Below are 13,734 nucleotides of genomic sequence, written 5' to 3' on the forward strand. Positions count from 1 at the left end.
GTTACGCTGTAGATATAAGTTGCAGTTGTGAATAATGAAAAAGGCGGCATTTTGCCGCCTTTTTTGTGACTCCCAGTTTTTAGCTGGGCTCTTCTGCAACCTCTTGTAGGGCTTGGTGCCGCCGTGTTTTCTTGCGTTCACTACGCTCTTTCAGACAGCGCTCGGCGGAGGCGAATGTGTCGTTTACCGCTCGGTGTATGGATTCGTTCTCACTACTAATAGTCACGGGATTGCCACTAATCGCAAGCTCTAGTGATGCCTTGAAGTGTCTGCCTTTAGTTTTGTGTTGATGGGGAGCTTCGAGGACTACGCGACTATGTATGATGTCGCCACAATAACGTTCCAGCTTGTTTAACTTCTTGGATACGGTAGTCGCCAGGGCGGCTGACTTGTCGATGTCGCGGAACACAATGTTATCGTTAGGCGCTGATTTCATGGGCACATACCTCCGGTTAAAAGAAACCATGCAGGCCGCTGTTGCGGTTTGCTGTAAAGAAGGTAGGGCGCCCTAGTGGGAGGGTTCGAGGCTGCAGTTGAAGCGCCGAGCTGCCGGAATCGCAACGATTGTTTGCTGACAAAGCAGCTTAGGGTGTTTTACGTCCGGGTCGGGTTTCCGCTGAGTCCAGCGATCTTCTCCCTGGTATCCATAATGCTTCCGCCAAAAAAAAAATCAAGCGCTATCGCAGAAAAATTTCATATAAATTTTGGAGTGGTGTCACTGTGGTGACTCAATATTGTGGATTTGAAGGTTTATTGATCAGCTGGTTGGCTCAGGTGAACGCAAGGTCATTGCTCATAGCTTGCTCCCTGCGTAAAATTGACCATATTGCGCAGTAGCTTCACTCTGTCGTAGATTCAGAGTCGCTGCGCTTCCAAAACACGAAACACATCAATTCGAGAAATGGGTTCACGACGATGGCGGTAAAGCGGTGTTGCTCGCTCCTTTTGGCGGGCTTAGTAGTTATGGGTGGGGCAGTGGCACAAGCGCAGACGCCCCTCACGGCGGAGAAGAACCGTCTTGCGCGATTGGAACAGTCTCTTGAAAATAGGAGTGTTGGGCTCGAGGATGTCGAAAATGAGCTGCTCTCCTATGAATATAAGCTCGAGCAGGCCCAGAAATCTCTCGATGACCTGCGCTTGGAATACGAAGCGAGTCGCCAGGAGCTCAATCAAGCGACCCGGGCTCATGAGTCAACCCCCAATTCAGATACTGAGCGTCGCCTGAAGAAGGCTAAGCATGCCTTCGCTATGGCGGAGAGAGGTGTCGATAGCCGTTCACGTCGTCTCGAGTTTATTAAAGAAAATCATCAGCAGCTTCAACAAAAACTGGCTGAAGAGAAACAGGCAATTGCTGATGCCAAAGCTAAGATTTCTGCCCAGCAGGATAAAATTAGCAAGATGGTTGAGGATATGCTGGCAAAGGCTGAAGCATCCGAGAGAAGGGCGGCTATGGCGCGAGCTGCTGCTACTAATGAGAAGCCAAAGCCCCCGCAAATTAAAGCTCAGGTCGAGCCGCCAAAGCGCGAGGAGCCCGCAAAAGTAGAAGCTGTTGCTAAACGTGAGATCGATGCCGACTTATTGGATTATGTAAAGCGGGAAACAGCACGCCTGAGTGATCTCCTGGCTGACGAAGAAGGTAACGATAGAAAAACGTTCCGGGATCTTGAGTTGCGGCCAATTGGGGGGGAAAGAGTGCCCTTTGAGTTTTTGGGGGAAAATCAATATCGCTTGGTGACTACCGTTGAGTCAGGTCGCCAAACTTATAAAATTAACACTTGGAAATTCCGCCGTACAATTCCGGCTGAGGATGATGGGGCTCGCTATGTCTTTATTTTTGATGCGCGTCGTCTGTCTCGACCAAGATTGGTTATGTATCCGGAGTATGTGCTGTCAGAGTTGAATTAATTGTTCAGTGAACAAGTAAATAAAAAAGCGAGCCTAAGGCTCGCTTTTTTGCTTTTGGGGTTCCAGAAAATAGATTTTACCAATGGGGGGGAGTTTTACCGCGACTGTAGAATAGTTGTTAGTAGGGGGGTGTAAAGGCTTCCAGCCGGGCTTGGTTGACTTTGGTAGAGAGTAATATTGTTAATTGTTATTGGGTGTTCTAGGTCGACTGGAGAAAATCCGTGAAATTGTTTCCTGTTTCTGCACAGGGTGATATGTGGGCGATAGCACCGGTTTTCTGTCGGTATCGATAGGCTCTCTGCGAGGCGTTTGACGGACATATGCAAGGTCGCCAATTGTTTGGTGGCTGTGATTTCTGCGGCGATTAGATGAGCATCATTGCCTGGGAAGGTATCAAGTTTAAATAGGCGAGTTTTCGTCTCAGTTGTGTTTCGAGCGATTGAGGTCAGGCCGGTTTTTAGCGGCGGTATTGTTTTTATTGGAACCTGGCCTAAAAAACAAAGAGTGATATGACGATTCTTACAGGCTATCCAGCGGGCGCTGGCTAAAGATGGGACGCTTAGTTTGTTCGTGATGAGGCTCGCTAAGTAATTCAAAAATTCTTGTGTTGTTTTATCCAGCTGGATGCCAATAAAGATTCGACAAGTGGGCTCTTTAGGTTTTTTGTAATTTTTTGGCATAAAATTTATCTGTCACCCTTGAATAAGAAACCTCTGCCCATATCTCTGTAGTACAGGTGGTAGCTTCAATGAAAAGTGCCTCTGAATAGAGTCCGGTCATTTGACGGACATGGTTTTAAATATTGCTCTGAATTGAGGATATGATAATGCGTAATTTTGATTTCTCTCCACTTTATCGCTCTGCAATTGGTTTTGACCGTATGGCCAGTCTGCTCGATGCAATGACCACAAGCGAGCAAAAGCAGCCTTCCTACCCCCCTTACGATATAGAGCTGACTGGTGAGGATAGCTACCGAATTTCCATGGCTGTCGCCGGCTTTGAGCAGTCTGAACTCGATATTCAGGTAGAGCAAAATCGTTTAGTGGTTAGCGGTACTAAGCCAGAAAGTAATAGCCAGGGAAATTATTTACACAGGGGTATCGCCGCAAGAAATTTTGAGCGGCGCTTTCAGCTCGCCGATCACGTGAAAGTGACCGATGCAAAACTGGCTAATGGGCTGTTACATATAGAATTGGTACGCGAAATACCTGAAGCGATGAAGCCGCGAAAAATTTCGATTACAGAAGGTAATGTGCTGCAGCACAAAGGGAGTGAGACTAAGCCCACTGCTGCAGTAGCGTAAGTTGTCACTTCATTGCCCGCTGTGCCGCCAAAGTGCGGTACAGCTTTACCATCAGGATAAATTCCGCAGTTATCATCAGTGTGATAACTGCGCGCTCGTTTTTGTGCCGCAGCAGTACCATCTGACACCTGAAAAAGAGAGAGCTTATTACGACCTCCATGAGAATTCGATGGAGGATGACGGTTACCATCAATTTCTTAGTCGTTGCGCGCAGCCGTTACTGAAAGAGTTGAATGGAGTCTGTCATGGCCTGGACTTTGGTTGTGGCCCGGCGCCTTTATTGGCCAGAATTATGGCGGAGAGTGGGCACCGGGTGGACCTGTATGATCACTTTTACATGCCGGCCAGAAAGGCGCTGCATAGGAGCTACGATTTTATTGTCGCTACAGAAGTGATCGAACATCTTGTGAGGCCGGGAGAGGAGCTTGAAAACCTTTGGCAAAGGCTTCGCACGGGGGGGGTTATGGCCCTGATGACGAAACTGGTTATTTCTGCAGAGCGCTTCGCCAATTGGCACTACATCAGAGACCCTACACATATTTGCTTCTTTAGCGTGAAGACATTTGAATGGTTGGCTCGGTCACTCGGTGCCGAGCTCCAGTTTGTTCACAGCGATGTTATTTTTCTAAGAAAATTAAGTATTGACCCTGAATAGCTTGGCTCGCACCGTGGTGCGGTATTCACTTGGAGTTGTTGCCAGGAATTTTTTAAATAGCGCTGTGAAATGTCCCATATCCTGATAACCAACTTTTTCAGCAATTTCATTGACCGATAAATTGCTTGATTGTAAAAGCTCGCGCGCCATGTCAACCCTGACATTTTGCAAATACTGCAATGGTGTCTGTCCTGTAGCAAGTTTGAACCGGCGATTGAACGATCGCACGCTCATATCGAAAAGTTGTGCCACTTCGCTAAGGCGTACCTCGGTATTGCAATGTTCCTTGAGCCAGGCCTGGGCTTGAACGATATCTTCGTCTGGGTGTAAGTGAACAGATCCTTCTGAGTAGGCTATCTCTTCAAATGGGCGGCGAATTTCGTGAGAGAAATTGCGCTCTACATGACTGGCAATGGCCGGTCCATACAGTTGGCGGATCATATGAACCGTTACGTCAGCGAGGGCATTGACGCTGGCCGCGCAGAAAAGTTTGTCTGCCTGGGTAATAAAATACTGACGTTTTAATTTTACCTCTGGATAGTCTGAGCTAAATTGATCAAAATAATGCCAGTGGGTGGTTGCAGGTTTTCCGTTAAGGAGGCCCGCTTCGGCCAAAAAGCAAACTCCGGTACCCACAGCACTAATTGCAGCTCCTTGTTTTTCCTGTTGGCGCAGCCATTCCAATATTTTTCCGCCTCGCTTAAGGGCGGGGCGGGGGTTGCGCCACATGGTCGGGATGTAGATTAGGTCGCTATCTGGTGCGTCGCTAAGAGCGACATCCGGTTGAAGGGTAAACCCGCAGCGGGTATTTACTGGTGCCCCATCCAAGCTGGCGGTCACCAGTTTTAGGCTGCCCTTGATGCCCTCAACCCTGGCGCGACTCTCCGCACCGCGGAGCATCTCAAGTGGGAGAACGGTACCGGTTGCCAGCATCTGGTCGATAAGTAGAAAAGTTACTGTTCGCATTACACATCTATGCGCACTTGCGCTATTGGCCAAAACACTCAATTTTGCTGGCCAGTATGCCCATAACTGGACAGAATCGCCACCCCCTACACTCGCATCTCTTATTTTTATAGTGTTAAGTGCTTGGCTGGAGGTCAGGATGCAGCGCCTTCCCGTAATCACCGCATTCGGTGGATTCAACCCTGCTGGACGTAGTTCTTTCCATAGGGGGTACTCTCGCCTCGTGCTAGATAAACTGGGTAAGGAAGAGAGGGATAGCACTCTTTCCGACCTGGCCGCCCTGATGGGCTTGCGTACCGGAGACAACGCTGAAGGCATTTTGGACCCTGCCCTTGAGCGGCAGGTGTTGGATGGTACTTTGGTGCGCGAACTAGAGAGTCGCTATTACGACTACCGCAAGTGCCATTTCCATCAGTCTGCCCAGCTCGCAAACCCCCAGGGCCTGACATTCGAAATCTCCACCCGGCAGCTTCCGCAGCCTGTGCCAGCTCATTGGTACTTGGAGCATATCCAGGGCGGCAGGGTTCGGGTCACCACAGCTGAGCTGTCAGTTTTGTTGGATAGCCACCGCGAGATAAGTGTGGCTGCTGCCGGCCAGCTCCCAACCGGATTTGAACCGAGCACTAAATATAACTCTCGATTTCACCCGAGGGGACTGCAGTTGGCCCTCTTGGGTGCATCAGATGCTGTGCAGTCTTTGGGGGTTGATTGGGATACCGTTGTATCTGCGGCTGGGCCGGGAAATATTTCACTCTATGCCGCCTCGGCAATGAGTCAGCTGGACCCATTTGGCAACGGTGGTCTATTGCAGTCCCGCCTGCGAGGTGGCCGCGTAAGCTCTAAACAACTGGCGCTTGGTTTAAATAGTATGCCAGCGGATTTTGTTAACGCTTATGTGCTCGGAAATGTCGGCTCTACTGGCGCTGTTGCCGGTGCTTGCGCAACCTTCTTGTACAACCTTCGCGCTGGTGTTGAAGATATTCGTTCGGGTAGAGCGCGGGTCGCTGTAATTGGTGCGGCTGAGGCGCCCCTTGTGCCTGAAGTTGTCGATGGCTATTCAACGATGGGTGCTCTTGCCACTACTGAGAATTTACGCAAGCTTTTCCCTGGTGAGATTGATTATCGACGCACCAGTCGCCCGTTCGGTGAGAACTGTGGTTTTACCTTGGGTGAGGGTACCCAGTGGGTCATCTTAATGGATGATGCTTTGGCGCTTGAGTTGGGTGCTTCCGTATATGGTTCGGTTGCCGGTGTGTTTACCAATGCCGACGGTACAAAAAAATCGATTTCTGCGCCGGGTCCCGGGAATTACCTGACGATGGCCAGGGCAATGGCGGAGGCGCGGGCAATTGTGGGTGAGGATAGTTTGCGGCGTCGCAGCTTTGTGCAGGCCCATGGCTCCAGTACGCCGCAAAATCGGGTTACTGAGTCCGCCATTTTTGATCGTTTGGCCGGCGCATTTGGCATTGCCGAGTGGCCGATTTGTGCGGTCAAGGCCTTTTTGGGGCATACCGTCGCTTCAGCCAGTGGAGATCAGTTAGTTACAGCGTTAGGTGTATTTGATCGCGGCATTCTCCCTGGAGTGACTACCGTTGATCACATCGCCGATGATGTTCATTGTAAGCATTTGGATATTTCCCTTGAGCATACCGATAGGGGCAGGGGTGCGCTTGATTTAGCGTTCTTAAACTCGAAAGGTTTTGGTGGAAATAATGCGACGGCAACAATTTTGTCCCCGCAGATCACAAAATCAATGATGGAAAAGCGTCATGGCAAATCGGCCAGTGTGACGTCTCAAGCGTTGAACGAGAAGGTTGTAGAGCAGAGTGAAAAGTACAACGCCAAGGCTTCTCGTGGTGAGCTTGATGTTATTTATCGATTTGGTGAGGGCATGATCAATGAAAGTGAGATCACTATCTCAGAAGAAGAAATTTGTTTACCCGGAATGCCGCCGGTGAAGTTGCCAAATGGAAATCCCTTTGAAGATATGGTGTGATTGGCTTTTACATAATACCTCAATTTCGGTGATTTTTACCTGAGGGGAGATTGCACAAAAGGAGCTAATGGGGAGCATGGATGATCCTGAAGAGGATGTTGGCGCCCGCTTGAAAATGGTGCGCCACATTTACGGTATCTCACAGAGGGAGTTGGCGAGACGGGCTGGGGTAACCAACGCAACAATTTCTTTTATTGAATTGGGGAAGGTTAGCCCTTCCGTAAGCTCCTTAAAAAAAATATTGGGCGCCATTCCTATGTCGCTAACCGATTTTTTTTCCTTGGAAATATCGGGCGCAAAGCAAATTTTTTTTCGCGGAAATGAAGTGCCTGAGATCGGTCATGGCTCTGTGTCCTGCCGTTTGTTTGGAGGGGCAAAGGTAAACTGCGGCATGTCGCTATTGTGGAAAGTATTTCCGGCTGGGGATGACACCGGCTTTTCTCTCGAGTCTGCTGAGGGGGAGATTGGTGGAGTGGTTGTCAGTGGTGACCTGGAGGTTACGGTTGGCTCCGACTTTGCCCTGCTGAGTGCCGGTGATGGGTATTATTTTGATGCTCAGCGTCCGCACCGCTTTCGAAATACAGGTCGCTGTGACTGTGTAGTTGTCAGCGCAATGATGCCGGCTTATGGGCATCCCGACCTTCAAGAGCCCAATTCCTGAAAGATGGTTTAGAAAAGAGGGAGTTCGTGCCAAGTGGCTGATAAGGCAGCACGATCCGAGATAGACTAGCCCAGCTTTAATTTCTCTCTGTTCGCAAACTGGCGAATTTCTGTACTTTGGCACTCCTGGTGCCACTCCATTTGTAAGAAATAGTATTCAAACAATCGTTTGAATCTGGCTATACTACGGCTGACCAAATTGGGCCTAAGTGTCACCGCGCTGTGCGGGGCGGCCCTTGGTTGCACAAAAATTCCGACCCCGGGCCCAGGATCGCGGCCCAGAATAAAAGAGGTCAATCAATGTTATTTAGTGGCAAAGCGCTCACGGTACAGATGCTGGATAACGGCATCGCCGAGCTCAAATTCGACCTGCAAGGCGAATCCGTCAATAAATTTAACCGTCAGACGGTTTCTGAATTCTCCCAAGCGCTGGATGCTATCGAAGCAGCGGATGGTGTAAAAGGTGTACTGCTGACCAGCGGTAAAGGCGTCTTCATTGTTGGTGCTGATATCACTGAGTTTGGTGGTGCCTTCTCTGCAGGTGCAGAGGGCGTTGCTGATCTGATGAATCAGAACAACGAAAATATCAACCGCCTGGAAGACCTTCCGGTACCGACTGCGGTAGCAATTAATGGCTACGCGCTTGGCGGTGGTTTTGAGGTGTGTCTTGGCTGTGACTTCCGCCTGATGGGCGAAGAGGCCAAAGTTGGCCTTCCGGAAGTTAAGCTGGGTCTGATTCCGGGCTGGGGTGGCACTGTTCGCCTGCCGCGTGTAGTGGGTGTTGATGTTGCTGCTGAGTGGATTGCAGCGGGTAAGGAGCAGAAGCCTGCCGCCGCTCTGGAAGCTCACGCTGTCGATGCGGTGATCCCCACTGCCAAGCTCAAAGATGCAGCGGTCAAGCTGCTTGAGCGCGCTATTAATGGCGAGCTGGACTACAAAGCCATTCGCGAGCTGAAGAAATCTCCAATCCCCTTGAATGATACTGAAGCGCTAATGGCCTTCTTTACCACCAAGGCATTTGTGGGTCAGCAGGCGGGTAAAAACTACCCCTCTCCCGTAGCTGCGGTTGAGTCAATCGAGCAGGGCTACAAGCTGAGCCGTGATGAAGCGCTGAAAATCGAGCAGGAGAAGTTCATTTTCTGCGCGCAGACCGGCACTGCGAAGTCTCTGGTAGGGCTGTTCCTGGCTGACCAGGCAATTGGTAAAGTTGCCAAAGGTTGGGAGAAGAAGGCCGATAAGCCGATTGAGCGTGCGGCAGTATTGGGTGCTGGCATTATGGGTGGCGGTATCGCTTACCAGTCTGCCTACAAAGGCACTCCGATCAAGATGAAGGATATCGACCAGAAGGGTATCGATCTTGGTCTGAATGAGGCGAACAAGCTGCTGTCCAAGTTGGTTGATCGCAAGCGCCTGACCCCCGTTAAAATGGGTGAAGTGCTCAACCGTATCGAGCCTACCTTGAGCTACGACGGCTTCAACGATATCGATGTTGTTGTGGAAGCGGTGGTTGAAAATCCCAAGGTGAAGCATGCAGTATTGAAAGAAGTGGAAACCAAAGTAAGCGAAGACACTGTAATCGCTTCTAACACCTCCACTATTTCTATTAACCAGCTGGCTGAGCCGCTCTCTCGTCCGGAGAACTTCCTCGGTATGCACTTCTTCAACCCAGTGCACAAAATGCCGCTGGTTGAGGTGATTCGCGGAGAGAAAACTTCCGACACAGCTGTAGCTCGCGTTGTTGCCTACGCAAACAAGATGGGCAAGAAGGCTATTGTTGTACGCGACTGCCCTGGATTCCTGGTTAACCGCGTTCTCTTCCCTTACTTTGCCGGTTTCTCCATGCTGGTGCGCGATGGCGCTGACTTCCAGGCCGTTGATAAGGTGATGGAGCGTTGGGGTTGGCCGATGGGCCCCGCTTACCTGATGGACGTTGTCGGTATCGATACCGGTGTTCACGCAGAAAGCGTAATGGCTGAAGGCTTCCCCGATCGCATGGGTAAAACCTTTACCGCTGCTTCCGACGTTATGTATGAAGCGGGTCGTTACGGCCAGAAGAACAACAAAGGCTTCTACAACTACGAGCAGGACAAAAAAGGTCGCCCGAAGAAAGTGGCTACTGAAGAGTCCTACGAGCTGCTTAAGCCGCACGTTGCTGAACGTCGCGAGTTTGAAAAAGACGAAATTATCGAGCGCATGATGGTGCCTATGGCAACCGAACTGGCTCGCTGCCTGGAAGAGGGTATCGTGGATTCCCCAGCTGAAGCTGATATGGCGCTGATCTACGGCATTGGCTTCCCTCCGTTCCGCGGTGGAATCTTCGCGTGGCTGGACAGCATTGGTCTGGATGAATTCGTGAAGATTGCCGATAAGTACGCCGATCTGGGTGAGCTGTACAAGCCGACCGATCGCATGCGTGAAATGGCCGCAAGTGGCAAAACCTACTACGGCGACAAGTAAGGAGAATAGCGATGAGTTTAAATCCTAGAGATGCCGTAATCGTCGACTACGCGCGTACGGCCATGGGTCGCTCGAAGAATGGCGTATATCGCCATGTTCGCGCCGATGATATGTCCGCTGAGCTGCTGAAAAAGTTCATGCAGCGCAATGACAAGCTCGATCCCGCCGAGATCGATGACCTGATCTGGGGCTGTGTTATGCAGCGCGATGAGCAGGGCTTTAACGTAGCTCGCTTTATCCTGCTGCGCGCTGGTCTGCCACATACTATCCCGGCGCAAACCGTCAACCGTCTGTGCGGCTCCTCTATGTCCTCCCTGCATACTGCAGCTGCCAACATTCAGGCTGGTGTTGGCGATGTGTACGTTGTGGGTGGTGTTGAGCACATGGGTCACCTGAACATGATGGAGCATGTTAGCCCCAACCCAATGCTGGGTCGCTATATGGCTAAAGCTGCCGGCTCCATGGGTATGACTGCTGAATACCTGGCGATGATGCACGGTATCCAGCGTCAGCAGATGGATGAGTTCGGTGCACGCTCTCACCACCGCGCCGCTGAAGCTACCAAGGCTGGCAAATTCAATCGCGAAATTATCGCTATTGAAGGTCATGACGATGACGGCGTACCTTTCCTGGTTGAGACGGACCAAACCATACGTCCGGACACCACCGTGGAAGGTCTGGCTCAGCTGAAGCCAGCATTCGATCCGAAGCACGGTCAGGTAACAGCCGGCACCTCCTCTCAGATCACCGACGGTGCCTCTGTGATGCTGGTAATGTCCGCTGAGCGCGCTCAGGCTTTGGGTATGACTCCTATTGCCCGCGTGAAAGAAATGGCGCTGGCTGGTGTTGATCCGTCCATTATGGGTTATGGCCCGGTGCCCTCTACCAAGAAGGCGCTCAAGAGAGCGGGTCTAACTGTTGGTGATATCGACAAGTTTGAGCTGAATGAGGCATTTGCGGCGCAGGCGCTGCCGGTGCTGAAAGACCTGGATCTGCTCGAGCAGATGGATGAGAAGGTCAACCTGTACGGTGGCGCTATTGCCCTGGGTCACCCCTTCGGCTGCTCTGGCGTGCGCATTACTGGCACCCTGCTGAGCGTTATGCAGAATGAGGGCGGCAACCTGGGTGTGTCTACCATGTGTATCGGTCTGGGGCAGGGTATTACCACTGTTGTAGAGCGAGTCTAAGGAAATTAGACCCCGAAAAAAGGCGCCTTTGAGGCGCCTTTTTTTATTTTATGAGAAAAGTGTTCAGTAAAGTGTTGAAGACCCCAAAATGCTGTGGCACAATCTGCACCCCTTGTCGCGATGGGCTCTAAAAAAGTAGCGAAAGCGCTTAAATATCAAAGAGTTAGCGGCAGGTTCGATTTGGGGACGTGGTGAAATTGGTAGACACGCCAGATTTAGGTTCTGGTGCCGAAAGGTGTGGGAGTTCGAGTCTCCCCGTCCCCACCAAATTAAAAGCCTTGAAGTCCGTGTGACTTGCCCTGGAGGGGTAGGTGCGGGCTTCTTGTGTATTTGGCGGCAGCACAAAAGTATTGTTTTGGTGCTGGGCCTACGAGGTTACTGACTAAGTCTCGGTGACCCGGTATTCGTTGGCGCTGCGGCGCGATTACAGAGATAGTCTCACGAGGATAAACATGCAGGTTTCCATCGAAACTACTTCCGGTCTGGAGCGTCGCTTAACGGTCAACTTGCCGGCAGAAATTGTCGACAAAGAAGTGGATAAGCGTCTCCAGCAGGCGGCTAAGACTGTTCGCATCAATGGCTTCCGCAAAGGCAAGGTGCCGATGAAGGTTGTTCGTCAGCGCTTTGGCGCCGGCGTTCGTCAGGAAGTTCTGGGTGAGGTAATGAGCCGTTCTTTCTACGAAGCGGTACAGAAGGAAGAGGTTAAACCTGCCGGCCAGCCTAGCATCGAAGCTAAGCAGACTGCTGCTGGCGAAAACCTGGAGTACGTTGCTACTTTCGAGGTTTACCCTGAAGTTGAACTCGCTGATCTGGCTGAGATCGCTGTAGAGCGTCCTGTTGCAGAAGTTACTGATGCTGACGTGAAGAACATGATCGATGTTCTGCGTAAGCAACAGTCTTCCTGGAAAGATACCAAGCGCAAAGCTCAAAAGGGCGATCGTGTTGTTATCAACTTTGTTGGTCGCAAAGACGGCGAAGAGTTTGAAGGTGGCAAGGCCGAAGGTCACCAGTTGGTACTGGGTTCCGGCCAGATGATCCCTGGCTTCGAAGAAGGCATTCTGGGCATGAAGCCCGGTGAAGAGAAAGACATTGATCTGACCTTCCCGGAAGATTACCAGGCAGAAGAGCTTCGCGGTGCTGCTGTTACCTTTAATATCAAGGTGACTTCTTCCGAGAAGCCTGAACTTCCCGAGCTGAACGAAGAGTTCTTCAAAGCTTACGGTGTTCAGGAAGGTGGCGAAGAGAAGTTCCGTGAGGAAGTTCGCAACAACATGCAGCGTGAGCTGAAAAATGCCGCTCTGAACAAAGTTAAGACCCAGATCATGGATCAGCTGTTCGAAAAGCATCCAGTTGAGCTGCCGTCCGCTCTGGTTGCCAGTGAAGTAACTACCCTGCGTGGTCAAATGGTTCAGCAGTTTGGTGGTCAGATCAAGGCTGAAGATGCCGAGCGTATGTTGCCTGACACTATGTTCGAAGAGCAGGCAAAGCGCCGTGTAGTTCTCGGTCTGGTAGTCGGTGAGATTGTTAAGCAGAATGAACTTTCTGTTGATGCCGATCGCGTAAAGGCGAAAGTTGAAGAGCTGGCTTCTACCTACCAGCAGCCGCAAGAAGTGGTTGACTACTACTACAGCAACCGTGAGCTGCTGTCTGGTGTTGAGTCTGTTGTACTGGAAGACCAGGTTGTTGATCACGTACTGGCTTCAGCTAAAGTATCTGAAGTTGATAGCAGCTACGACGAAGTGATTAAGCCGCAAAAACAAAGCTAATCTCTCACTTCATTCAGGTGTAAGGTGGCGTCCGCTCAAGCGTGACGCCCCTACATCTCCTTCCTTTTTACCGGCTGGCTTTCTCTCGCCTGACCGGTTAAGCTCTGAAAACCAAATTTTTCAGCATGGGCATATGATGCCTATTCGCTGGCCTGCCGAATACGCCACAAAAGGAAGCAATGGTACCTATGGCACGAATTGATTTTCCAAAAGCTTCGATAGAGCCCTCAGCATCAGGTTTAGTTCCCATGGTGGTAGAACAAACCGCCAGAGGGGAGCGCTCATTTGATATTTATTCTCGCCTGTTAAAAGAGCGTGTGATCTTCCTGGTCGGGCCTGTAGAAGACCACATGGCCAACCTAGTTGTTGCGCAGCTGCTTTTCCTCGAGGCAGAAAATCCGGATAAGGATATTCACCTCTACATTAATTCACCGGGCGGCTCGGTAACTGCCGGCATGTCTATCTATGACACCATGCAGTTCATTAAGCCTGATGTCAGCACTATGTGCATTGGGCAGGCCTGTAGTATGGGCGCCTTCTTGTTGACTGCCGGTGCTGAAGGTAAACGCTTCGTAACACCAAACTCCCGTGTGATGATTCACCAGCCCAGCGGTGGGGCCCAAGGGCAGGCGAGCGATATCCACATTCACGCCCAGGAAATTCTCAAGATTCGTCATCGTTTGAATGAGCTCATGGCGCATCACTCTGGACGTCCAGTCAGTGATATTGAGAGGGATACAGAGCGCGACAACTTTATGAGCGCCGATGAAGCCAAGGAATATGGCTTGGTCGATGATGTATTGTCTCGCCGACAGGCATTCGATAAGTAGATTTTTCTA

Annotated in this window: 12 protein-coding genes and 1 tRNA gene; 10 read left to right on the forward strand and 3 right to left on the reverse strand. The window is 50.8% G+C overall.

The annotated features are described in order from the left end of the window. Positions 1 to 79 precede the first annotated feature (79 nt). Positions 80 to 436 (reverse strand): HPF/RaiA family ribosome-associated protein, encoded by a 357-nt coding sequence (locus ACJJI5_RS09115; protein WP_444916682.1) that lies wholly within the window; start codon positions 434 to 436, stop codon positions 80 to 82. Between the two features lie 539 nt (positions 437 to 975). On the opposite strand from ACJJI5_RS09115, the gene ACJJI5_RS09120 reads away from it, so the two are divergent. Then, positions 976 to 1,905, forward strand: coding sequence for a hypothetical protein (locus ACJJI5_RS09120; protein ID WP_445356069.1), 930 nt, complete (start codon positions 976 to 978; stop codon positions 1,903 to 1,905). A gap of 95 nt (positions 1,906 to 2,000) precedes the next feature. Here the strand turns inward: ACJJI5_RS09120 and thpR are convergent, their stop codons facing one another. Then, positions 2,001 to 2,585: an RNA 2',3'-cyclic phosphodiesterase gene (gene thpR, locus ACJJI5_RS09125; protein WP_445356070.1), complete on the reverse strand. Its 585-nt coding sequence runs from the start codon at positions 2,583 to 2,585 to the stop codon at positions 2,001 to 2,003. Positions 2,586 to 2,731: 146 nt separating this feature from the next. On the opposite strand from thpR, the gene ACJJI5_RS09130 reads away from it, so the two are divergent. Both ACJJI5_RS09130 and ACJJI5_RS09135 read left to right on the forward strand, forming a co-directional pair. Beyond that, on the forward strand, positions 2,732 to 3,208 hold the full coding sequence (locus ACJJI5_RS09130) for an Hsp20 family protein (RefSeq protein ID WP_444896702.1): 477 nt from the start codon (positions 2,732 to 2,734) through the stop codon (positions 3,206 to 3,208). A gap of 1 nt (position 3,209) precedes the next feature. Then, positions 3,210 to 3,863, forward strand: coding sequence for a class I SAM-dependent methyltransferase (locus tag ACJJI5_RS09135; protein ID WP_444896703.1), 654 nt, complete (start codon positions 3,210 to 3,212; stop codon positions 3,861 to 3,863). On the opposite strand, the gene ACJJI5_RS09140 is transcribed toward ACJJI5_RS09135, so the two are convergent. Then, a complete protein-coding gene (locus tag ACJJI5_RS09140; protein WP_413665170.1) occupies positions 3,843 to 4,829 on the reverse strand; it encodes a GlxA family transcriptional regulator in 987 nt (328 codons plus the stop codon). The genes ACJJI5_RS09135 and ACJJI5_RS09140 overlap by 21 nt on opposite strands. A gap of 139 nt (positions 4,830 to 4,968) precedes the next feature. Between ACJJI5_RS09140 and ACJJI5_RS09145 the strand changes: the two genes are divergently transcribed. The 7 genes from ACJJI5_RS09145 (at position 4,969) to clpP (ending at position 13,725) form a co-directional block, all read left to right on the forward strand. Beyond that, on the forward strand, positions 4,969 to 6,825 hold the full coding sequence (locus tag ACJJI5_RS09145) for a beta-ketoacyl synthase (RefSeq protein ID WP_444896704.1): 1,857 nt from the start codon (positions 4,969 to 4,971) through the stop codon (positions 6,823 to 6,825). Positions 6,826 to 6,901: 76 nt separating this feature from the next. After that, positions 6,902 to 7,486: a type II toxin-antitoxin system RelB family anti-toxin gene (locus tag ACJJI5_RS09150; RefSeq protein WP_444896705.1), complete on the forward strand. Its 585-nt coding sequence runs from the start codon at positions 6,902 to 6,904 to the stop codon at positions 7,484 to 7,486. A gap of 299 nt (positions 7,487 to 7,785) precedes the next feature. Beyond that, positions 7,786 to 9,942 (forward strand): fatty acid oxidation complex subunit alpha FadB, encoded by a 2,157-nt coding sequence (fadB, locus tag ACJJI5_RS09155; RefSeq protein WP_444942155.1) that lies wholly within the window; start codon positions 7,786 to 7,788, stop codon positions 9,940 to 9,942. An 11-nt stretch (positions 9,943 to 9,953) separates the two neighbouring features. After that, the gene (gene fadA, locus ACJJI5_RS09160) at positions 9,954 to 11,129 is read left to right on the forward strand and encodes an acetyl-CoA C-acyltransferase FadA (RefSeq protein ID WP_413665174.1); all 1,176 of its coding nucleotides are present in this window, start codon (positions 9,954 to 9,956) and stop codon (positions 11,127 to 11,129) included. 182 nt (positions 11,130 to 11,311) lie between these two features. Then, a tRNA-Leu gene (locus ACJJI5_RS09165) sits at positions 11,312 to 11,396 on the forward strand. A gap of 185 nt (positions 11,397 to 11,581) precedes the next feature. Next, positions 11,582 to 12,895, forward strand: coding sequence for a trigger factor (tig, locus tag ACJJI5_RS09170; protein WP_444942154.1), 1,314 nt, complete (start codon positions 11,582 to 11,584; stop codon positions 12,893 to 12,895). Positions 12,896 to 13,083: 188 nt separating this feature from the next. Continuing rightward, entirely contained in the window at positions 13,084 to 13,725 is a 642-nt protein-coding gene (gene clpP, locus ACJJI5_RS09175) for an ATP-dependent Clp endopeptidase proteolytic subunit ClpP (protein ID WP_282933430.1), read from the forward strand. Positions 13,726 to 13,734 lie beyond the last annotated feature (9 nt).

It is taken from the genome of Microbulbifer maximicatervae (SeqCode) (genome assembly GCF_052467955.1).